The organism is Micromonospora sp. NBC_01739 (assembly GCF_035920385.1).
In the GTDB taxonomy this organism is placed as follows: Bacteria; Actinomycetota; Actinomycetes; order Mycobacteriales; family Micromonosporaceae; genus Micromonospora.
Window position 1 is genome coordinate 2,920,627 of sequence record NZ_CP109151.1, and the last position, 19,599, is coordinate 2,940,225.

21 protein-coding genes and 1 pseudogene are annotated in these 19,599 nt (G+C 71.9%); 8 read left to right on the top strand and 14 right to left on the bottom strand.

What is annotated here, in order from left to right; all coding sequences use genetic code 11:
* Window positions 1-15: 15 nt before the first annotated feature.
* Window positions 16-2,016 (bottom strand): threonine--tRNA ligase, encoded by a 2,001-nt coding sequence (thrS, locus tag OIE53_RS12835; RefSeq protein ID WP_327026832.1) that lies wholly within the window; start codon window positions 2,014-2,016, stop codon window positions 16-18.
* Window positions 2,017-2,232: 216 nt separating this feature from the next.
* Here thrS and OIE53_RS12840 point away from each other — a divergent pair, with 216 nt between their 5' ends.
* A complete protein-coding gene (locus tag OIE53_RS12840) occupies window positions 2,233-3,018 on the top strand; it encodes a DUF1775 domain-containing protein (protein WP_327026833.1) in 786 nt (261 codons plus the stop codon).
* 11 nt (window positions 3,019-3,029) lie between these two features.
* On the opposite strand, the gene OIE53_RS12845 is transcribed toward OIE53_RS12840, so the two are convergent.
* On the bottom strand, window positions 3,030-3,950 hold the full coding sequence (locus tag OIE53_RS12845; RefSeq protein ID WP_327026834.1) for an ADP-ribosylglycohydrolase family protein: 921 nt from the start codon (window positions 3,948-3,950) through the stop codon (window positions 3,030-3,032).
* A 74-nt stretch (window positions 3,951-4,024) separates the two neighbouring features.
* Between OIE53_RS12845 and OIE53_RS12850 the strand changes: the two genes are divergently transcribed.
* Complete coding sequence (locus OIE53_RS12850) at window positions 4,025-4,714, top strand: response regulator transcription factor (RefSeq protein WP_327026835.1); 690 nt, start codon at window positions 4,025-4,027, stop codon at window positions 4,712-4,714.
* Window positions 4,715-4,743: 29 nt separating this feature from the next.
* Window positions 4,744-6,138, top strand: coding sequence for a HAMP domain-containing sensor histidine kinase (locus OIE53_RS12855; protein WP_327026836.1), 1,395 nt, complete (start codon window positions 4,744-4,746; stop codon window positions 6,136-6,138).
* Between the two features lie 238 nt (window positions 6,139-6,376).
* Here the strand turns inward: OIE53_RS12855 and OIE53_RS12860 are convergent, their stop codons facing one another.
* Both OIE53_RS12860 and OIE53_RS12865 read right to left on the bottom strand, forming a co-directional pair.
* A complete protein-coding gene (locus tag OIE53_RS12860) occupies window positions 6,377-7,402 on the bottom strand; it encodes an adenosine deaminase (RefSeq protein ID WP_327026837.1) in 1,026 nt (341 codons plus the stop codon).
* Window positions 7,399-7,734, bottom strand: a pseudogene (locus OIE53_RS12865) (trans-aconitate 2-methyltransferase); the annotation flags it as partial. The gene OIE53_RS12860 and the pseudogene OIE53_RS12865, both read right to left, overlap by 4 nt.
* Before the next feature lie 113 nt (window positions 7,735-7,847).
* On the opposite strand from OIE53_RS12865, the gene OIE53_RS12870 reads away from it, so the two are divergent.
* Both OIE53_RS12870 and OIE53_RS12875 read left to right on the top strand, forming a co-directional pair.
* A complete protein-coding gene (locus tag OIE53_RS12870) occupies window positions 7,848-8,831 on the top strand; it encodes an aldo/keto reductase (protein ID WP_327026838.1) in 984 nt (327 codons plus the stop codon).
* Complete coding sequence (locus tag OIE53_RS12875) at window positions 8,825-9,076, top strand: hypothetical protein (RefSeq protein WP_393339995.1); 252 nt, start codon at window positions 8,825-8,827, stop codon at window positions 9,074-9,076. The genes OIE53_RS12870 and OIE53_RS12875 overlap by 7 nt, the downstream gene beginning before the upstream one ends.
* Window positions 9,077-9,259: 183 nt before the next feature.
* Here the strand turns inward: OIE53_RS12875 and OIE53_RS12880 are convergent, their stop codons facing one another.
* The 8 genes from OIE53_RS12880 to OIE53_RS12915 form a co-directional block, all read right to left on the bottom strand.
* Window positions 9,260-9,463: a cold-shock protein gene (locus tag OIE53_RS12880; protein ID WP_007458127.1), complete on the bottom strand. Its 204-nt coding sequence runs from the start codon at window positions 9,461-9,463 to the stop codon at window positions 9,260-9,262.
* 263 nt (window positions 9,464-9,726) lie between these two features.
* A complete protein-coding gene (locus tag OIE53_RS12885; RefSeq protein ID WP_327026839.1) occupies window positions 9,727-9,999 on the bottom strand; it encodes a DUF4235 domain-containing protein in 273 nt (90 codons plus the stop codon).
* Window positions 9,996-10,316: a DUF3618 domain-containing protein gene (locus OIE53_RS12890; protein WP_327026840.1), complete on the bottom strand. Its 321-nt coding sequence runs from the start codon at window positions 10,314-10,316 to the stop codon at window positions 9,996-9,998. The genes OIE53_RS12885 and OIE53_RS12890 overlap by 4 nt, the downstream gene beginning before the upstream one ends.
* Window positions 10,313-10,783: a phage holin family protein gene (locus OIE53_RS12895; RefSeq protein ID WP_327026841.1), complete on the bottom strand. Its 471-nt coding sequence runs from the start codon at window positions 10,781-10,783 to the stop codon at window positions 10,313-10,315. The genes OIE53_RS12890 and OIE53_RS12895 overlap by 4 nt, the downstream gene beginning before the upstream one ends.
* A gap of 243 nt (window positions 10,784-11,026) precedes the next feature.
* Window positions 11,027-12,217, bottom strand: coding sequence for a mechanosensitive ion channel family protein (locus OIE53_RS12900; protein ID WP_327026842.1), 1,191 nt, complete (start codon window positions 12,215-12,217; stop codon window positions 11,027-11,029).
* Window positions 12,218-12,322: 105 nt separating this feature from the next.
* The gene (locus OIE53_RS12905) at window positions 12,323-13,144 is read right to left on the bottom strand and encodes a DUF1206 domain-containing protein (protein ID WP_327026843.1); all 822 of its coding nucleotides are present in this window, start codon (window positions 13,142-13,144) and stop codon (window positions 12,323-12,325) included.
* 60 nt (window positions 13,145-13,204) lie between these two features.
* The gene (locus OIE53_RS12910; RefSeq protein ID WP_327027174.1) at window positions 13,205-13,570 is read right to left on the bottom strand and encodes a hypothetical protein; all 366 of its coding nucleotides are present in this window, start codon (window positions 13,568-13,570) and stop codon (window positions 13,205-13,207) included.
* A gap of 53 nt (window positions 13,571-13,623) precedes the next feature.
* Window positions 13,624-15,174, bottom strand: a complete 1,551-nt coding sequence (locus OIE53_RS12915; protein WP_327026844.1) for a glycoside hydrolase family 3 protein — start codon at window positions 15,172-15,174, stop codon at window positions 13,624-13,626.
* A gap of 120 nt (window positions 15,175-15,294) precedes the next feature.
* Here OIE53_RS12915 and OIE53_RS12920 point away from each other — a divergent pair, with 120 nt between their 5' ends.
* The 3 genes from OIE53_RS12920 to OIE53_RS12930 all read left to right on the top strand — a co-directional run bounded on the left by OIE53_RS12920 (window position 15,295) and on the right by OIE53_RS12930 (window position 17,701).
* Window positions 15,295-15,417, top strand: a complete 123-nt coding sequence (locus OIE53_RS12920; RefSeq protein WP_327026845.1) for a hypothetical protein — start codon at window positions 15,295-15,297, stop codon at window positions 15,415-15,417.
* Between the two features lie 76 nt (window positions 15,418-15,493).
* The gene (locus tag OIE53_RS12925) at window positions 15,494-17,125 is read left to right on the top strand and encodes a RecQ family ATP-dependent DNA helicase (RefSeq protein WP_327026846.1); all 1,632 of its coding nucleotides are present in this window, start codon (window positions 15,494-15,496) and stop codon (window positions 17,123-17,125) included.
* Between the two features lie 72 nt (window positions 17,126-17,197).
* Window positions 17,198-17,701 (top strand): hypothetical protein, encoded by a 504-nt coding sequence (locus tag OIE53_RS12930; protein WP_327026847.1) that lies wholly within the window; start codon window positions 17,198-17,200, stop codon window positions 17,699-17,701.
* A 102-nt stretch (window positions 17,702-17,803) separates the two neighbouring features.
* Here OIE53_RS12930 and OIE53_RS12935 read toward each other — a convergent pair whose 3' ends face one another.
* Window positions 17,804-18,568, bottom strand: coding sequence for an ABC transporter permease (locus tag OIE53_RS12935; protein WP_327026848.1), 765 nt, complete (start codon window positions 18,566-18,568; stop codon window positions 17,804-17,806).
* Window positions 18,561-19,511, bottom strand: a complete 951-nt coding sequence (locus OIE53_RS12940; RefSeq protein ID WP_327026849.1) for an ATP-binding cassette domain-containing protein — start codon at window positions 19,509-19,511, stop codon at window positions 18,561-18,563. Before OIE53_RS12940 ends, OIE53_RS12935 begins: the two co-directional genes overlap by 8 nt.
* Window positions 19,512-19,599 lie beyond the last annotated feature (88 nt).

Genomic DNA, 19,599 nt, shown 5'->3' on the forward strand with positions numbered 1-19,599 from the left:
CGCCGTCGCGGCGGGTCAGGCGGCCGAGGGGCCGATGTTGGTGCGGGACTTGACCACGTCCAGGACGTGGGTCACCGCCTCGGTCAACGGCACCCCGTTGCGCTGCGAGCCGTCCCGGTAGCGGAAGGAGACCGTGCCGGCGGCCACGTCGTCGTCCCCGGCGATCACCATGAAGGGGATCTTCTGCTGCTGGGCGGTACGGATCTTCTTCTGCATCCGGTCGTCACCGGAGTCCACCTGGGCCCGGATGCCCTCGGCGCGCAGCGCGGCGACGAAGCCGTGCAGGTAGTCCGCGTGGTCGTCCCGGATCGGGATGCCGACCACCTGCACCGGGGCCAGCCAGGCCGGGAAGGCACCGGCGTAGTGCTCGGTGAGCACCCCGAAGAACCGCTCGATCGACCCGAACAGGGCCCGGTGGATCATCACCGGCCGCTGCCGGGTGCCGTCCGCGGCCTGGTACTCCAGACCGAAGCGCTCCGGCAGGTTGAAGTCGACCTGGATGGTGGACATCTGCCAGGTCCGGCCGATGGCGTCCTTGACCTGCACGGAGATCTTCGGGCCGTAGAAGGCCGCTCCGCCCGGGTCCGGCACCAGGGCCAGCCCGGACTCCTCGGCCGCCGAGCGCAGGGCCTCGGTGGCCCGCTCCCAGTTCTCGTCCGTGCCGACCGACTTCTCCGGGTTACGGGTGGACAGCTCCAGGTAGAAGTCGTCCAGGCCGTAGTCGCGCAGCAGTTCCAGCACGAAGGCCAGCAGCGACTTCAGCTCGCCGGCCATCTGCTCCTGGGTGCAGAAGATGTGCGCGTCGTCCTGGGTCAGGCCGCGTACCCGGGTCAGGCCGTGCACCACCCCGGACTTCTCGTACCGGTAGACCGTGCCGAACTCGAACATCCGCAGCGGCAGTTCCCGGTAGGAACGCCCCCGGGAGCGGAAGATCAGGTTGTGCATCGGGCAGTTCATCGGCTTGAGGTAGTAGCTGGCCCCCTCCACCTCCATGGGGGGGAACATGCCGTCGGCGTACCAGTCCAGGTGCCCGGAGACCTCGTACAGGTGGCCCTTGGTGATGTGCGGGGTGTTGACGAACTCGTACCCGGCCTGCTCGTGCTTGAGCCGCGAGTAGTTCTCCATCTCCCGACGGATGATGCCGCCCTTGGGGTGGAAGACCGCCAGGCCGGAGCCCAGCTCGTCCGGGAAGCTGAACAGGTCCAGGTCCGCGCCGAGCTTGCGGTGGTCGCGCCGGGCGGCCTCCTCCAGCAGCTTCAGGTACGCCTTCAGCTCGTCGCGGGTCGGCCAGGCGGTGCCGTACACCCGCTGCAACTGCGGATTCTTCTCACTGCCCCGCCAGTACGCGGCGGCCGAACGCATCAGCTTGAACGCACCGATCAGCCGGGTGTTCGGCAGGTGCGGGCCCCGGCACAGGTCCGACCAGCAGACCTTGTCCTCGGTGGCGGCCAGGTTGTCGTAGATGGTCAGCTCGCCGCCGCCGACCTCCATCACCTCGGAGGAGTCCAGCCCCTCACCCTTGACGTCGATCAGTTCCAGCTTGAACGGCTCGGCGGCCAGCTCGGTCTTGGCCTCGTCCAGACTGTCGAACCGGCGCCGCCGGAACCGCTGCCCGGACTTGATGATCTCCTGCATCCGCTTCTCGAGCTTGGCCAGGTCGTCCGGCTGGAACGGCTTGTCGACCGAGAAGTCGTAGTAGAAGCCGTTGTCGATCGGCGGGCCGATGCCGAGCTTGGCCTCCGGGAAGATGTCCTGCACCGCCTGGGCGAGGACGTGCGCGGTCGAGTGCCGCAGCACGTTCAGCCCGTCCGGGGAGTTGAGGGCGACCGGCTCGACGACGGTGTCCTCGGCCGGGCTCCAGTCCAGGTCGCGCAGCATCCCCTGCGGGTCGCGGACCACCACGATCGCCTTCGGGCCACTGGTGGGCAGTTCGGCGGCGGCCACCGCGTCGGCCGCCGTCGTCCCGGCGGCGACGACGACGGGGTCGGCCACGGCGGGGGTACGGGGTGCGGACACGGGAGACTCCTCGCAGCAGATGTGACGGTAGGTGCCGATCTCGGCTCCCTGTGATGCTATCGGTCGCCCCGCAGGCGAGCGCCGCCGATACCGGCCGGGGCCCGTTGCCCCGGCCGGAACCGGGGCCGGCCGTCGTTGAACCTTTCCGGCCCGGCATCCGAACTACCTGGTGTGACCGGAGTCGGTTCCGGTCCTGGGACAGGGATGGGGACCCGGATGGCGAGGACCTGCGGTGGGAGCCGTCGACGCCGGGGCGGGCCGGTCGCCGTACTGGTCACCGCCCTGGTGCTGCTCTGGCCGACGGCGGCCTGGGCCGACGGGGTGAGCTTCACCCCGACCGAGGCTCAGCAGGGCAACTCCGTGAAGATGGAGTTCACCGTGCCGGACGAACGGCCGGGGGTGCGTACCGAGCGCATCGAGATCCGGATGCCGGTGGACCCGCCGATCGCGGAGGTCTATCCGCTGTCGGTGCCCGGCTGGGCCCCGACCATCACCCCCCGCAGGCTCCAGGTGCCGGTGGTCGGCCTGCACGGCCCGCCCACCGATGTCGTCACGGCCGCCCTGACCTGGACCCGGGCCCCCGGTCCGGCGGAGGCCGGCCCGGCCCGGCTGGCCTTCTCGATGGCTCCCCTGCCCCAGGCCGAGCAGGTGACCTTCGAGCTGATCCAGACGTACGCCGACGGGCTCCAGGTGCACTGGGGTGCCGGGCCCGGTCAGCGTCCGCTGCCGCCGCTGACCCTGACCCCGGGCGACCCGGCCTACCCCGCGCACGGTGGACACGGTGCCGCCCCGACCGCAGGGTCGGCCGCCCCGGGCGACACCGGTCCGAACGCCAACAGTCTGCTCGCCGCCGGCCTGGTCGCCGGTCTGGGTGGCGGCGCGGTGGTGGGCTGGCTGATCAGCCGGCGCCGTCGCGGCGACACCATCGACCGCTCGGTGCTCTCCGAGGACCCGGCGGCACCGGCCGCCGGGCGGGAGCAGCCGGCCCGCGCCGGGCGCTGAGCCGATCCGGGTCAGTCGACCCAGTCGGGTAGCGGTTCGCGGGCCGCCAGCCAGTCGGCGGGAACCCCGCCGGGGGTACCGACGGAGGTGTATCCGGCCACCACCCCGCCGACGATGGCGGCCGTGGTGTCCACGTCCCCGCCCGCCTCGACACAGGCCCGTACCGCCGAGGGGTAGTCCGCCAGGTGGGTGGCGGCCACCCAGAGGGTGAAGGCCACGGTGTCCTGCGCGGTGACCCGGGCACCGTTGCCGAGGGCCGCCACGACCTCGGCCAGGGGACGGCCGAGCAGCCCACCCGCCCGGCGTACCCCCTGGTGCACCTCGGTCGCCGGGTCCAGGGCGGCGGCCACCGCGGCCAGCAGCCGGGCCGGGGCGGGGCGGTCCCCGTCCAGGCGGGCCCGGGCGGCCAACGAGGCGGCCACCGCCACCGCCACCGCACCGGCGATGCCCTCCGGGTGGGCGTGGGTCACCTCGGCGGAGGCCCGCGCCTGGGCGGCGGCCCGGTGGGTGGAGTCGGCGAACCAGGCCCCCAGGGGGGCTACCCGCATCGCCGCGCCGTTGCCGCAGGAGCCCTGCCCGTCGAAGGCGGAGGCGGCGGCGACCGGCCAGGGGGTGCCGGTACGGATCAACCGCAGGATGCGCACCGCACCCGGGCCGTAACCCCGGTACGGTTCGCACCGCTGGGCGAAGTCGACCGCCAGGGTGTCCCGGTCGATGGTGCCGGCCTGGGCCAGTGCCGTCAGTACCGAGCAGGCCATCTCGGTGTCGTCGGTCCACTGCCAGGGCGGCGGCGGGAGCAGACCGGCCGCCAGGTCCCCGGGGGCCCGGCCGGGTACGAAGAACTGGGAGCCCAGGGCGTCGCCGACCGACAGGCCGGCGAGACTGTCCCGGGCCAGCATCAGTCGGGTGTCCGGGTAGAGGGTGAAGGTCATCGTTGGACCAGCTTGGCGGGTTCCGGGGTGGGCCGCAACAACGCCCGGTGCGTCGCGCCGAGTACCGTGCTGGGGTGGCCACCGTCCTCCTGGTCGAAGACGATCACGTCGTACGCGGCGCGATGCTTCGTTCCCTCACCGATCGGGGCCACGCGGTGCACGCGGTGGGCACCGCCCTGGACGCCCTGCGTCGGGTCGCCGCGGAGGCACCTGACCTCGTCGTGCTGGATCTGGGGCTGCCGGATCTGGACGGCTCGGACGCCCTGCGGATGTTGCGCGGCATCACGGACGTGCCGGTCATCATCGCCACCGCCCGCGACGACGAGCAGTCCGTGGTGCGGCTGTTGCGCGCCGGGGCGGACGACTACATGGTCAAGCCCTTCACCGGGGCCCACCTGGACGCCCGGATCACCAGCGTGCTGCGCCGGGTGGGGCGGGCCAGTCGGGCGGAGCAGCCGGTGGTGCTGACCGTCGGTGGCCTGCGGGTTGACCTCGGCGAACGCAGCGCGCAGCTGGACGGGGTGGCCCTGGCGCTGACCCGAAAGGAATTCGACCTGCTGGCGTATCTCGCCGCCCGCCCGGGCCGGGTAGTGTCCCGGCGGGAGCTCTTGGAGGAGGTATGGCGGCAGCCATCGGTCGGCGAGGATCAGACAATCGACGTTCACCTGTACTGGCTACGGCGCAAAATGGGCGAGTCCGCGGCGAGACCGCGCTACCTGCGCACCGTGCGGGGGGTGGGCTTTCGGCTGGTCACCCCGGACTGAGGCGGTCGCTGGCCCTGCTGACGGCCGGGATGGGGGCCCTGCTGGCGCTGACCTTCCTGGTGCCGCTGGGGCTGACCCTGGGCGCACAGGCCCGGGAGGAGGCGATCGCCGACGCGGCCCGACGCAGCGCCCTGGTGACCGGGGCCCTGGCGGTGAGCACCAAGCCCGAGGTGGTGGCCCGGGCGATCGACGCCAGTGGCGACGATCCGGCGACCCGCCCGGTCGTGCACGGCCTGGAAGACGTCCCCTCGGCCGGACGCGCCGAGGCCGGGCAGTTGGCGCAGGCCCGCTCCGAGCGGCGGTCCCTGGTGCTGGAGGTCGACGGGGGCGTGCTGCGGCTGGATCCGGTGGTGCTGGCCGACCGTACCGCCGTGGTGGAGGTCTTCGTCTCCGACTCCGCCCTGGACGAGGGCGCCGGCAACCGGTGGCTGCTGCTGGCCGGGGTGGCCGTGGCCCTGGTGGGCGCCGCCGTGCTGGTGGTGGACCGGGTGGCCGTCCGGGCGGTGGACGCCACCCGGGATCTGGTCAAGGCGGCCCTGGCGGTGAGCGACGGCGACCTGGGGGTACGGGTCGAACCCAGCGGCCCCCGGGAGCTGGCCGAGGCGGGCCACGCCTTCAACCGGATGGCGGAGCGTTTCGTCGCGGCCCGCACGGAGGAACGGGAACTCGTGGCGGATCTGTCGCACCGGCTGCGTACCCCCCTGACGGTGTTGCGCCTGGATGCCGAGGCCCTGGAGTCCGACGACACCAGCGTGGGATCGTTCAGCCAGGCGGAGCTGGATCACCGGCGGGGGATCCGGCGGATCCGGCAGGCGATCGTCACCCTGGAGGGTGAGATCGACACCCTGATCAAGACCACCCGCAAGGCGGTGGCCACCGAGGCCGGTCCGGCCATGTGTGATGTGAGCGAGGTGGTCCGGGAGCGGATGGTCTTCTGGGCCGCCCTGGCCGGTGACCAGAACCGCCCATACCGGGTGATCGGGGCCCAGTTGCGGATCCCCGCGCCGGTGCCCCGGGCGGAGCTGGCCGCCGCCCTGGACGCGGTGATCGGCAACGTGTTCCGCTACACCCCGCAGGGCACCGCCTTCGAGGTGGCGGTCTCCCGGCGCGACGGGTACGTGGCCATCCGGATCGATGACGCCGGGCCGGGCATCCCCGATGCGGACCGGGCCCTGCGCCGGGGTGCCAGCGACCAGGGTTCCACCGGTCTGGGGTTGGACATCGCCAAGCGGGTGGCCTTGCAGGCCAACGGTTCGGTGAGCATCGACCGGGCGCGGCTGGGCGGGGCCAGCGTGGTGATGCTGCTGGCCGACCCGGAGGCGACCCCCCGGCAGGTCAGCCGGTTCGGCCTGGTGGGCCGGATGGCCCGGGAGCAGAAGAGCAGTGGACGCCGGTGGCCCCGACAGCGTCCTACGGACAGCTGAATCGCCCGGAAGATCCGGGGATGACCGTTCGGGTTGTGCCCCGGCGCAAGTCTTCCTTAGATCCGGATTAATCCCCACCCGGCACCGGCCGAGCACTGTCAGGATTCGGTGCGAAACCAGCAGTTCCCCGGCCTTCCGCTCCCAGCGCATCGGCCGGTGGAGCCGTGCGCGCGGCGGGAGACACGGTCCCCCCACATACCTTTCTTCCGCCGCGCGCCTCTAAATCGGCTCCGGGACCTCAGGCCGACGCGGCGGCCAGGTAGGCGTCGATCTCCTCGAGGATCCGCCGCTTGCCGGTCTCGTCCAGGAAGGACGCGGTCACCGCGTTGCGGGCCAACTGCGCCACCTGCGCCGGACCGGCCTCCAGCAGGCGGGCCGCCACGGCGTACTCGTCGTTGAGGGTGGTGCCGAACATCGGCGGGTCGTCGGAGTTGATGGTCACCAGCAGCCCGGCCTCGACCAGCCGGGGCAGGGGGTGCTCCTCGATGCGCGGCACCGCCCGGGTCCGCACGTTGGAGGTCGGGCACACCTCCATCGGGATCTGCCGCTCGGCCAGGTGTTCCAGCAGCTTGGGGTCTCCGGCGGCGGAGATGCCGTGCCCGATCCGCTCGGCCCCCAGCTCGCGCAGGGCGTCCCAGACGGTCTGCGGGCCGGTGGTCTCCCCGGCGTGCGGCACCGACCGCAGCCCGGCCGCCCGGGCCTGGTCGAAGTAGGGCTTGAACTGCGGGCGGGGCACCCCGATCTCCGGCCCGCCCAGACCGAAGCTGACCAGCCCCTCCGGTCGCTGCTCCAGACAGATCCGCAGGGTCTCCTCGGCGGCGGCCAGGCCTGCCTCCCCCGGGATGTCGAAGCACCAGCGCAGCTCGATGCCGAAGTCGGCGGCGGCCCGCTTGCGGGCGTCCTCGATGGCCTCGCAGAAGGCCTCAGCGGGGATGCCCCGGTGCACGTGCGAGTACGGGGTCACCGTCAGCTCGGCGTAGCGGACCTGCTGGCGGGCCAACTCCCGGGCCACCTCGTGGGTGAGGATCCAGACGTCCTCCTGGTCGCGGATCAGATCCACGACGCTGAGGTACAGCTCGATGAAGTGTGCGAAGTCGCGGAACACGAAGTAGTCCGCCAGCAGTTGCGGATCCGCCGGGACCGGGGTGCGTCCCTCGTGCCGGGCGGCCAGCTCGGCCACGATCCGGGGTAGGGCGGAGCCGACGTGGTGCACGTGCAGCTCCACCTTGGGCAGTCCGGCGATGAAGGTAGGCAGATCGGTCACAGACTCTCCTGGGCGCTGGCGCCGGTCCGGGCGACGACGAAGATCCGGCGGAACGGGAAGTACACCTGCCCCTGCCGCACCGGGTACGCCTCGGTCAGGCGTACTCCCAGGGCGGCCCGGAAGGCCGACCAGCGGGCGGGGTCCAGCGCGGCCCGGACCGGGCGCAGGGCGGTGCCCTCCATCCAGGTCAACACCGGATGGTCCGCGTCGGGCGGGGCCGCCAGCAGGTGCACATAGACAGTCTCCCAGGCGTCCACGGTGCAGTCGGCGGCGACCAGCGACTCGGAGACCGGCTCGGCGGGCGGCCACGGGAGCAGGTCGGCCTGCCAGGCCGACAGACCTTCGGGCCCACATCCAGACCCCACACAAATAAAAACCGTACGTACGTCTTGCTAGATTACGGCCCGGCCCGGCCCGGGGCAACCGTGGCCACTAGGCTCGCCCCATGGAGCAACGCACCTTCCCCCGACTCGGCCGGCAGGCCGGCGTGGTGGGCCTGGGCGCCTGGCAGCTCGGCGCCGACTGGGGCACGGTCAGCGAGGACGACGCGATGCAGGTGCTCAGCGCCGCCGTCGAGGCCGGGGTCACCTTCCTGGACACCGCGGACGTGTACGGCGACGGACGCAGCGAGCAGCTGATCGGGCGGTTCCGCGCCGCCCACCCGGAGGCCGCACTGACGGTGGCCACCAAGATGGGCCGCCGGGTACCGCAGGCCCCCGAGGCGTACACCCTGGACAATTTCCGGGCCTGGACCGACCGGTCCCGGGCGAACCTCGGAATGGACACTCTGGATCTGGTGCAGTTGCACTGCCCCCCGACGGTGGTATTCGCCGACGACACGGTCTTCGACGCCCTGGACACCCTGGTCGAGGAGAAGCGCATCGCCGGGTACGGGGTCAGTGTGGAGACCTGCGAGGAGGCCCTGACCGCGATCGCCCGACCCGGGGTGGCCAGCGTCCAGATCATCCTCAACGCGCTGCGCCACAAGCCGATCGAGCGGGTGCTGCCGGCCGCCGCCAGCGCCGGGGTCGGCATCATCGCCCGCGTTCCGCTGGCCAGTGGGCTGCTCTCCGGCCGCTACGACGAGCACACCACCTTCGCCGCGGACGACCACCGGTCGTTCAACCGGCACGGGGAGGCCTTCGATGTCGGGGAGACCTTCTCCGGTGTCGACTTCGCCACCGGCCTGGCCGCCGTACGCCGGCTGGCCCCCCTGGTCGGCGACGACCGGACGATGGCCCAGTTCGCCCTGCGCTGGGTGCTCGACCAGCCGGGGGTCACCGTGGTCATCCCGGGGGCCCGGGACGGGGCACAGGCCCGCGCCAATGTCGCCGCAGCCGGTCAGCCGCCACTGTCGACATCGGAACTGGCCGAGGTGACCTCGGTCTACGACGAGCTGATCCGACCGCAGGTGCATCACCGATGGTGAACGAACCGGCCGGCGGGGTCACCGACCGGCCCGAGGACAAACAGGTCGTGATGAGCGGCTGGTTCCGGCTGACCCTCGGCCTGCTGGGGGTGGTCCTTGGCGCGGCCTGCACGGTGCAGGGGCTGGGCTATGTCGAGGGCAGTGTGATGGCCGGCCAGCGGATCTGGGCCGTGATCGGCCCGGTGCTGATGGTGGCCGGCCTGGTCCTGCTCTGGCTGGGGGTACGGGCCCGCAACCGCCGCTGACCCCGTACCGGACCTCAGGGTCCGGTACCGGATGCGGCCGGCACGGTCGGAGGTGGATTCGCCCCGGGCCAAGCACGAAAGGGCCCCGCGCACGGGAAAGCCCCGCGTCCGGTAGGAACGCGGGGCTTCACACCGATGTCTGGGGCGGCCTCGCCACTGGCCGGCAGCCGCCGACCGGTGTTGTCAGAGGGGGCGGACCTGCTCGGCCTGCGGACCCTTCTGGCCCTGGGCGATCTCGAACTCCACCCGCTGGTTCTCCTCCAGCGAGCGGTAGCCGCTGGTCTGGATGGCCGAGAAGTGGACGAACACGTCAGCACCCCCGCCATCGACGGTGATGAAGCCGAAGCCCTTGTCTGCGTTGAACCACTTCACGGTTCCCTGCGCCATCTGTATCTCCTTCTAAAACTGGCGGCCAAGCACGCCGGTGCGGCCGGTTGGCCGTTTTCGAGCAGCGGCGCCTGAGGCGGCCCCCGGTGAAGGAGACTTCTCTCAACCCACGCCATCTCTCAACAGCGTGGAATAGCAAACCACGTACGCAAAAACTCTGCACAGCCTACCGGACGAAATTCTCCGACATGTGACCTGACGGATAGGTCAGGCCCACTAGGTGGTGGCCGCGCATGAGTCGAAGGGCCCCTTACCGGGCGGGTCTAATCGGGCCAACTGCCGGTCAACCGGCGTACCCCGACCGCTCCACCCCGGTCCACAGCGGCCCGTACCACCGAGAAGATGGCACCCTGCAAGGCGGCGGCGGCCAGGATCTCGGCCCACCGGCGGTCCTCGTCGGTGGGGTTGGGCGCCTCACCGTCCCCGGCGGTCATCTTCCACACCTGACGGAAGATGACGCCGGCGAGGGCACCGGCGGCCAGCCCCATCAGCACGCCGACCGGTCGGTAGGCCGCCTTGCCGATTGTGTTGCTCATCCACGCCTCCCCTGGATGATGGCCAGAATCACTGCGGCGACGACCGCCCCGGCGGCCAGCGCCAGGAAGGGCGCCGGACCACTGCGGGCGCTGCCTGTGGTGGCGTCGCGCCGCATCCCGGTCTGCGCGCGCATCCGCGCCACCGTCACCGCGGCCTGGTCCCGTACCCGTTCCCGGGTCTGGTCCGCAGAGGACTTCAGCCGCTTCTTGATGTCCGCCTTGGCGGCCAGCGCCTCCATCGTCTCGCCCAGCTCGACCCGGGTGCGCTGGATCTCCTCCCGCAGCGCCTCGGTGTCACCGCTGCCGTTGCGTGTCATGCCCGCCCCCTGTCCCGGACGGCGGCGCTGACCACGTCGACGTCGGCGCGCAGGCTGCGCACGGTGGCCTGCGGCACCGGCGGCACCGCCCGACGAAGCTCCCGTCGTCCGATCAGGGCGAGCACCCCGGCGATCGGGAACATGACCACCCCCACGATCAGGGCGGCGGCCCACGCCGGCAGCACCAGGGCCAGCAGCAGGATCGCGGTGGTGATCAGCGCGGTGAGACCGAAGAACGCGAAGACCCCGCCCCCGGCCAGCAGACCGACCCCGATGCCGGCCCGCTTGCCCTTCTCCGTCACCTCGGCGCGGGCCAGCGTCAGTTCGTCGCGTACCAGGCGGGAGACCTGCTCGGCCGCCCGCTGGACCAACTCGGCGGTGGACGGTTCGCCCCCACTGTGGGGCGTCCGCCCATTGTGGGATGTCCTCCCGTTGTGGGATGCCCGGATGTTCGCCACGTCGGCCATGCTGTCCCCCTCTCGTTCATCTTCGCGCTGTATGCCCGAACTCGGCGCCGGTCAATCCTGCCTGCGGATGGTCGACTTTCCGCCCGGCGGCAGGCACCGAGAGATGGGACAGAAGCGTCCCGCAGCAGGTCCCCGGAAAACCCGGCGACAAACCCGGCCTCCGGTGGTTTCCCTCCGGATCAGGGCGGTTTCTCTGCCCCGAGCAGCCGGGGACCCAGCGGCGCGGCCCGGCCGGGCGGGGGGTCAGTGGCGGGCCTGTGCGGGCTCCTCCGGGCCGACGAAGGCCTCGCTGCGGGCCTCGCCGTCGTCACTGCCGCCGAACAGGCGCGCGTCGTCCGGCACCTCGGCGTGCCGGCGGGGCGCCCGTGCGGGTCGTACCCACTGCCAGGGCAGGGTGCCGGCACCGTCGCCGACCTCGGCGCGCAGCCGGGGCATCGCGGTGGGCCGGTGGTCGCGTACCCACGCCACCAGGTGTTCCCGGACCAGACAGCGCAGGTCCCACAGGGCCCCGGCGCTGCCGGCGCTCACCAACGCCCGAATCTTGATCATGCCGCCGGTGGCGTCCGTCACCTGGAGTACGCAGACCCGGCCGTCCCACAGCTCGGTGCCCTCCACCAGGCGACGCAACTCCTCCCGCATGGCCTGCACCGGGACCGACCAGTCGACCTCGAACTCGGCCGTGCCCAGCACGGCGGCCTCGGTCCGGGTCCAGTTCTGGAAGGGGGTGCTGATGAAGTAGGAGGTGGGCAGGATCAGCCGCCGGTCGTCCCAGATCTGCACGACCACGTAGGTGAGGGTCAGCTCCTCGATGCGACCCCACTCCCCCTCGACCACCACCACATCGTCCAGCCGGACTGCGTCGCTGAAGGCCAGTTGCAGCCCGGCGAAGAGGTTGCCGAGCAGACTCTGGGCGGCCAGGGCGGCGACGATACCGACCACACCGGCGCTGGTCAGGACCCCGGCGCCGATGCCGCGTACGGCCGGGAAGGTCATCAGCATCACGCCGACCGTGAGGATCACGATCACCACGATGGTGACCCGGCGGAGCATGACCACCTGGGTACGCACCCGGCGGGCCTGGCGGTTGTCCGGCACGTCTACCCGGAACCGGGCCAGGGCGGTGTCCTCGACCACCACCAGCAGGGAGGTGACCAGCCAGGCGGTGGCGGCGATGACCGCGAGCACCAGCAGATGCAGCAGCACCTGACGCCAGGCGGTGCCGACGGCATACCCGGTGCTGAACCGGATGGCGAACTGCACCGCCAACACGGTCGCGGCCACCTGGGCGGCCCGGTGGGCGTGCTCGGCCAACTCGGTCAGCAGCACCGAACGGCGGCCCCACCGTTTGATCAGCCGATGCACCACCTCTACGACGACGACGGCGGTCGCCGCCGCAGCGAGCGCGGCGACGACCGTAACCAGGTAGCTGTGCACGTGTTGCTCCTCCTCCGAGCCGACGGCAAGATCCGCACAAAGGGGCTATCGTGCCTCGGATCGCCGCCGCCGGCCACCGCTGGGAGGCGGTGGCCGGCCGGAGGATCAGACCTTGCGGTAGCGGGACTGGAGGAAGCAGTAGACGCCGAAGGCGGCGATGCCCAGGCCGATCAGGAGCAGCAGAATGGTGCCGAAGGGCTGGTCACGCAGGGTACGCAGAGCGGCGTCGAGCCCTCGGGCCTTCTCCGGGTCGTAGTTGACCGCGGCCAGCACGACCAGCAGACCGGTGACCGCGAAGGCGCTGCCTCGGGAGATGTAGCCGGCCATGCCCAGACGGCGGGCGAGCTGGGTGGTCCGGGCGTTCATCTCGCCGGTCTTCAGCCGCTTCATGAACTTCTTCTTGGCCCCGTAGATGACCATGCCCACCCCGATCCCGGCGAGCACCAGGCCGGCCAGGCCGACCAGCCAGCGGCCACCGGTGGACTCCATCATCCGGGCGGTGAGCTCCTCCTGCTGGGAGGCGCTGTCGGAGTTGGCGTTGGAGAAGACCTTCCAGGCCGTCCAGGCCAGCCAGAGGTAGATGACCGTCCGGGCGGCGGAGACGACCCGCTCCTTGGTCCGGTCATTGCCCTGGGCGGCGTGGTGCCCGACAGCCGCCTCCAGGGCCTGCCAGATCGCCATGGCCAGCATCCCGACGGCGATCGCGACTACAAGGAACTTGCCCATGGGTTGCGCCGCGAGGGTACGCAGCGCGCCGGACTGGTCGCCGTCGTCGGCAGACTTGCCGAACGCGAGCTGGAGGACCAGCCAGCCGAACAACAGGTGGACGATCCCGTAGCCGATGAAACCGGCCCGGGCGAGGAGTTCCAGCCACCGGCTGTCGGCCGTACGGGCGGCGGTGGCTTCGGCGTTCCGGGTGAGAGACATGGGCTCTCAATCACCGGACGCGAAGATTTCCAAACGTGGCGCCGCCGCCCGTGGTGACCGTCAGCTCGGGTTGCGGGAGATTCGCACCGCGACCTGGGAATCGGTGACGCTGTCCAGGGTGACCGCGAGACCACCGACCTCGGTGGCCTGCTGGCCGACGGTGAGGGTCAACTGTTCACCGGCGATGTCGAGGGTGACCTGGTCGTTCTGGACGCCGACCAGCTTGGCCTCGACACCGAGAATGTTGGCGTTGGCCTCGACCCCACGGTCGAAGGTCACCGTGCAGGCGTCCAGCCCACAGTCGGTGCTGGCCCCTTCGGAGCTGCAACCGGCCAGCAGGGCGGCGCCCAGGGCCAGCCCGGCCAGCAGACCGGCGAGCCTACGGGGGGAGGTGGGGGGAGTCTTACCGGCGGAGGGTCGGTTCATCACGCCGCCAAGGGTACGCAAGACCCGCGAATCCCCATCGGTACGCGACCTGATCACCAGCCGGGGGTGCCGGCGACCCCGCTGAGCACCTCGGCCGCGGCCCGCCCGCAGGCCCGGGTGGCGCCGTGGGTGGCGATGTGCACCGGCCCGGTGACCAGGGCGGGGACCCCCAGTTCCACCACCACCGCGTCGGGTCGGGTGGCCAGGGCCCGGTCGACCGCGGCCCGCATCCAGGAGTGCCGGTGCAGGTCCCGCACGACCAGGACCAGGGGGCGGCCGGCGGCCCCGGCGCTGGGATCGGCCGGGGTGGCCTCCTCGGTGTAGCGGACTCCGGTGGTGCCCGGCAGCAACTCGGCCAGGGGGGTGGCCACCCCCCAGGGGGTGTCCGTACCGATGGCCAGGTGGTGGGGTGGGGCGAACTCCACCACATGCGCGGCGCCGTCCAGGGGCAGGGTCCGCTGCCCGTCGGTGTGGGTGACCCGGACCGCCCGGCGGGCGGCGGCCAGCCCGACCCGCGAACCGGCCCCCTCGGCCCAGCCGTCGCCCGACCCGGTCCGGCCCTCGACCGACCCGTTCCGGCCGTCGACCGTCGCGGTTCGGGCGGCCACCGTCCAGGCGGCCAGTTGGCCGACCCGCTTGGCCGCCTCGGCCAGTCGTTCCTCCGGCAGTTCCCCGGAGACGACCGCGCCGACGATGGCCTCCCGCAGCTGGTCGACGACCTGCTCGTCGGCGTGTTCGCCGCCGACACAGATCGCGTCCGCTCCGGCGGCCAGGGCCCGGACCACCGCCCCGGGCAGGCCGTACCGGCCGGACACCGCCCGCATCTCCATCCCGTCGGTCACCACCACCCCCTGGAAGCCCAACTCCTCCCGGAGCAGGCCACCGAGGATCCGACTGCTCAGGGTGGCCGGGAGCTGCGGGTCCAGCGCCGGCACCAGCAGGTGACCGGTCATCACCGCCTGCACCCCGGCGGCGACCGCGGCCCGGAAGGGGGCCAGCTCGACGGCCGCCAGGCGGGCCCGGTCGGCGGTGATCCGGGGCAGATCGTGGTGGGAGTCGACATGGGTGTCGCCGTGGCCCGGGAAGTGCTTGGCGCAGGCGGCGACCCCGCTGGACTGCAGGCCGCGTACCCAGGCGGTGGTGTGCCGGGACACCAGGGCGGCGTCGGCGCCGAAGGAGCGCACCCCGATCACCGGATTGTCCGGGTTGGAGTTCACGTCCGCGTCCGGGGCGTAGTTCAGGGTCACTCCGGCGGCGGCGAGTTCGGCGCCGAGATCACGGGCCACCTCCTCGGTCAGCGCCGGGTCGTCCACCATGCCGAGGGCCAGGTTACCCGGCCGGGAACTGCCCCGTACCCACTCGATCCGGGTGACGTCGCCGGCCTCCTCGTCGATCGCGACGATCACCTCCGGGCGTTCCGCCCGCAGGGCCGCGGTCAGCGCGCTGACCTGCTCCGGGTCTACGACGTTGCGGCTGAACAGGACGACCGAGCCGAGCCCCTCGCCGAGGAGGCGACGGACCCAGTCGGGCGGGACCGTCCCGACGAAACCGGGCTGCAGCACCGCGTTCGCCAGCGCCGCCAGGTTTCCGTTGGACGCCCTCATGCCTGCTCTCCTCCACTTCGTACCGTCACCCGACGGTTCAGCCATGGTCACACTCGCACCCGGGAATAGTCAATAAACCTTACAGTTGCCTTGGGAGCGCTGTCCGGCGAGAGTGCGGGGATGGAGCTGCTGCTGCTGAGCGACGCGACCAGCCCGGCCGACATCCCCGGCGTACGCCTGCTCGGCCTGGTGGTCGGCGGCCTGCTGTTGCTGCTGGCGATCCGGGCGATGTTCCGGCGCTGAACCGCCGGTGAGGTGGCCCGACCCCGGGAGCCGGTCCGGTTTCGGCATCAGGTCGCCCGGGTACCTGCGGCCCTCGATGAAACTGACCACGCACTCGATGTCGTTGCGCCGCGCGGCTCGCAGCCTGTTCGGTTGGAGCACCCTGCGGCCCAACCAGCTCGCCGCCATGCGGGCCGTGATGAAGCGCCGCGACGCACTGGTGGTCCTGCCCACCGGCGCCGGCAAGTCGGCGATCTACCAGATCCCGGCCAGCCTGATCCCCGGCCCCACCGTGGTGATCTCGCCCCTGCTGGCCCTGCAACAGGACCAGATCGCCGCGCTCAACGAGCGCCAGCGACCGGAGCTGCGGGCGGTACGGATCAGCTCGGACGAGTCGCCCAGCCAGCAGGCCGAGGCGATCGCGGAGATCCGGGACGGCCGGGCGGAGTTCCTGTTCATCACCCCGGAGCAGTTGGCCAACCCCGAGCGACTGGCCGAGGTGCGGGAGCTGAAGCCCGCCCTGGTCGCCATCGACGAGGCACACTGCATCTCCGCCTGGGGACACGACTTCCGCCCGGACTACCTGGCCCTGGGGCAGCTCATCGAGGGCCTGGGCCGCCCGCCGGTGGTGGCGCTGACCGCTACCGCCTCCCCACCGGTACGCGAGGACATCGTCGCCCGGCTCCGGCTGCGCGACCCGGAGATCGTGGTCTCCGGGTTGGACCGGCCGAACCTCTTCCTGGAGGTGGCGCACTGCCCGACCGAGGACTACCGGTGGCGGCGGCTGATCGCCCTGCTGGAGCAGGACGAGCGGCCCGGCATCATCTACGTGCCCACCCGGCGCGCCGCCGAGGAGTTGGCCGAGCGACTCACCTCGACCGGTTTCCCGGCGCAGTACTACCACGGTGGGATGGCCGGGGGTGCCCGGGCCCGCCTGCACGAGGCCTTCCTCGCCGACCAGGTGCCGATCATGGTGGCGACCTCGGCGTTCGGCATGGGCATCGACAAGCCCAACATCGCCTGGGTGGTGCACATGGCCCTGCCCGACTCGCCGGACAGCTACTTCCAGGAGATCGGTCGCGCCGGACGCGACGGCCAGCCCGCCCGGGTCCTGCTGCTGTGGCAGGCCGAGGACGTCGGGTTGCAGCGGTATTTCAGCGGTGGCCTGCCGGATCTCACCGAGCTGCGCGACCTGGCCGCCTTGCTGCGCAGTGGCCCGAGCACCCGCAAGGAACTGCGCGAGACCACCGGCCTTGGCCCCCGCAAGCTCGGCCAGTACCTGGCGCTGCTGGAACAGGTGGGGGCCGCCCAACCCCGGGCGGGGCAGCGGATCGGGGCACCCCGCTACTCCCCCACCCCCGTCCAGGCCGCCGAGGCCGCCCTGGCCGAGGCCGAACGGCAACAGAACCTGACCCGCTCGCGTACCGACATGATGCGTGCCTTCGCCGAGACCAGCGCCTGCCGGGGCCAGACCCTGCTGGCGTACTTCGGGGAACAGATGAGCGAGATCTGCGGGCACTGCGACAACTGTCACGCCGGCACCAGTGTCGCCGACGACGGCGCGGTGGGTCCCTTCCCGGTGCACAGCCAGGTCCGGCATCCGGAGTGGGGGCCCGGCCTGGTGCTCAGCTACGAGGAGGGCCGGATGACGGTGCTGTTCGACGAGGTCGGGTACAAGACCCTGTCGGTCAGCGTGGTGTCCGAACAAGGGCTGCTGTCGCTGGATTAACCTGGGCCAGCCGTCGGCCGCACCGACCCGGGTCCGGCCGAGGGAAAGACCGACGACGAGCGGGAGAGGCACATGATCGAACAGCCGGCGTACACCGGTTTCGGTTTCACCGACGAGGAATGGGGGCTGCTCGTCGGTCTGCCGCAGTCGGTGCTCACCGCGGCCAGCGCGGCCGAGTCCGACGGCACCAAGGCGACGATGGCGGAGAGCGCCGCCGGGCTGGAGAGCATCTCCGCCGGCCGGGAGTCCGCCAGTCCCCTGGTGGCCGCGGTCGCCGGTGAACTGGTTACCCGGGTGGGCGACCCGGAGGCCGGCGAGGAACTGCCCGCCATCGCCCCCGCCGACCCGCGCGGCTACGCCGAGGACGTGCTGGCCCGGGCCAAGGCGGCCATGGAACTGTTGGCGGCCAAGGTCGACGAGGGGGAGGCCGGGGCGTACCGGCACTGGCTGGTGGAGATCGCCGACCAGGTGGTCGGCGCGGCCAGCAGCGGCGGGGTCCTGGGCCTGGGTGGCAGCGTGGTCAGCGCCTCGGAGCGCCGCTTCCGCGACCGCCTGCAGCAGGTCCTCAACGACTGACCCCCACCCCCACCCAAAACACCCCGTGGATCATGACGTTAGCGGCAGTTGTCGATCTTCGAACTACCGCTAACGTCATGATCGACACGTGAGGGGCGGGGGTCAGGTGACTCGGTGGCGGAAGAGCACTGCGGAGAGCAGCATGCCTAGGGTCAGGATGGCTAGGGACCAGGCCAACGCTCGGGCGGGTGCCGACCCGACCGGGGTGTCCAGCAGCAGGCCGCGCAGGGACTCGATGACCGGGGTGACCGGCTGGTGCTCCGCGAAGCCGCGCAGCCAACCGGGCATGGTCTCCACCGGTACGAAGGCACTGCTCGGATAGGGCAGGAACATCACCAGGAAGGTGTAGCCGTTGGCCGCCTCCGGGGTACGGGCCAGCAGCCCGAAGGCCGCGGACACCCAGGAGACCGCCAGCAGGAACAGCACCAGCAGCCCGGCGGCGGCCAGCCAGCGCACCGGCGTCACGGCCGGCCGGAACCCGATGGCCACGGCCACCGTCAGCACCAGGCTGGTGGCCACCAGGTTGCGGGCCACGCTGGCCACCACGTGCCCGCCGAGGATCGAGGTGGCTCCCACGTCCATCGTGCGCAGCCGCTCGATCATCCCCTCGGTCAGGTCGGTGGTCACGCTCACCGCGGTACCCGCCGCCCCGAACCCGGCGCAGAGCAGCAGCACCCCGGGTACCACGTAGGTCACGTAGGCCGAGCCGGTGTCGATCGCCCCGCCGAAGAGGTAGACGAAGAGCAACATCAGCAGCACCGGCAACACCAGCGAGGTGAGCAGGGCGTCGATGTTGCGCCGGGAGAGTCGGACGCAGCGGCCGATCATCACCCCGGTCTGGGCACCCCGCAGCGCCAACTCAGACATGGGTAACCTCCGGTCGGCCGGTGAGGGTCAGGAAGACGTCGTCCAGGGTCGCCTCGCGGACGGTGAACCGGACCACCCCGTGCCGGTCCGGGTCGATCTCGTCGAGCAGTCGGCGTACCTGCGGTGCGCTGCCGTCCGTGCTGACCGCCAGGGCCAGCCGGGCCGGATCCTGGCCCAGGACCCGGTCGCCCAAGCGCTGCGCCACCTGCGCGAATCCGGCCGGGTCCCGCCAGATCAGCTCCAGTCGCTGGGCCCCGAACCGTCGCTTGAGTTCGGTGGCGGTGCCCTCGGCGGCCAGCCGGCCCTGGTGCAGCACGGTGATCCGGTCGGCCAGCCGGTCCGCCTCCTCCAGGTACTGGGTGGTCAGCAGCACGGTGACCCCGGCCTGGGCGAGTTCACCGATCACCTCCCACAGGCCCTGCCGACTGCGGGGGTCCAGCCCGGTGGTCGGCTCGTCCAGGAAGATCACCGAGGGGGTGCCGACCAGGCTGGCCGCCAGGTCCAGCCGACGGCGCATCCCCCCGGAGTAGGTCCGCACCCGCCGACCGGCGGCCTCGACGAGGTCGAACCGTTCCAGCAGGGTTGCGGCCCGGCGGCGGGCGGCCGGGCCGGAGAGCCCGGTCAGCCGGGCCAGCATGGTCAGGTTCTCCACCCCGGTCTGCCCGTCGTCCAGGGCGGCGTGCTGGCCGGCGAGGCTGATCACCCGCCGGACCTGCCGCCGGTGGTGCCGTACGTCGTGCCCGGCCACCCGGGCGGTGCCGGAGTCCGGCCGGGTCAGGGTGGCCAGGATCCGCACCGTGGTGGTCTTGCCGGCCCCGTTGGGGCCCAGCAGGGCGTGCACTCCGCCGGTGGCCACCCGCATGGTCAGCCCGTCCAGCACCACCAGTTCGCCGTAGGTCTTGCGCAGGTCCTCCAGCTCCACCGCCGGGGGTCCGTTGGTCATGATCCACCTCCGTTGATCTGCGTACGGCATACGCTTTAATGCGTAGACCGTACGCAGAAGATAGGATGGCGGTCAAGCCGTTACTGGG

Coding starts and splice junctions, on each gene's coding strand:
- OIE53_RS12905 (WP_327026843.1), bottom strand. CDS start 13,144: ATGTCTCTCACCCGGAACGCCGAAGCCACCGCCGCCCGTACGGCCGAC.
- OIE53_RS12885 (WP_327026839.1), bottom strand. CDS start 9,999: ATGAGCAACACAATCGGCAAGGCGGCCTACCGACCGGTCGGCGTGCTG.
- OIE53_RS12940 (WP_327026849.1), bottom strand. CDS start 19,511: ATGACCAACGGACCCCCGGCGGTGGAGCTGGAGGACCTGCGCAAGACC.
- OIE53_RS12880 (WP_007458127.1), bottom strand. CDS start 9,463: ATGGCGCAGGGAACCGTGAAGTGGTTCAACGCAGACAAGGGCTTCGGC.
- OIE53_RS12890 (WP_327026840.1), bottom strand. CDS start 10,316: ATGACACGCAACGGCAGCGGTGACACCGAGGCGCTGCGGGAGGAGATC.
- OIE53_RS12920 (WP_327026845.1), top strand. CDS start 15,295: ATGGAGCTGCTGCTGCTGAGCGACGCGACCAGCCCGGCCGACATCCCC.
- OIE53_RS12855 (WP_327026836.1), top strand. CDS start 4,744: ATGGGGGCCCTGCTGGCGCTGACCTTCCTGGTGCCGCTGGGGCTGACC.
- OIE53_RS12875 (WP_393339995.1), top strand. CDS start 8,825: ATGGTGAACGAACCGGCCGGCGGGGTCACCGACCGGCCCGAGGACAAA.
- OIE53_RS12840 (WP_327026833.1), top strand. CDS start 2,233: ATGGCGAGGACCTGCGGTGGGAGCCGTCGACGCCGGGGCGGGCCGGTC.
- OIE53_RS12925 (WP_327026846.1), top strand. CDS start 15,494: ATGAAACTGACCACGCACTCGATGTCGTTGCGCCGCGCGGCTCGCAGC.
- OIE53_RS12845 (WP_327026834.1), bottom strand. CDS start 3,950: ATGACCTTCACCCTCTACCCGGACACCCGACTGATGCTGGCCCGGGAC.
- OIE53_RS12915 (WP_327026844.1), bottom strand. CDS start 15,174: ATGAGGGCGTCCAACGGAAACCTGGCGGCGCTGGCGAACGCGGTGCTG.
- OIE53_RS12870 (WP_327026838.1), top strand. CDS start 7,848: ATGGAGCAACGCACCTTCCCCCGACTCGGCCGGCAGGCCGGCGTGGTG.
- OIE53_RS12935 (WP_327026848.1), bottom strand. CDS start 18,568: ATGTCTGAGTTGGCGCTGCGGGGTGCCCAGACCGGGGTGATGATCGGC.
- OIE53_RS12910 (WP_327027174.1), bottom strand. CDS start 13,570: ATGAACCGACCCTCCGCCGGTAAGACTCCCCCCACCTCCCCCCGTAGG.
- OIE53_RS12930 (WP_327026847.1), top strand. CDS start 17,198: ATGATCGAACAGCCGGCGTACACCGGTTTCGGTTTCACCGACGAGGAA.
- OIE53_RS12895 (WP_327026841.1), bottom strand. CDS start 10,783: ATGGCCGACGTGGCGAACATCCGGGCATCCCACAACGGGAGGACATCC.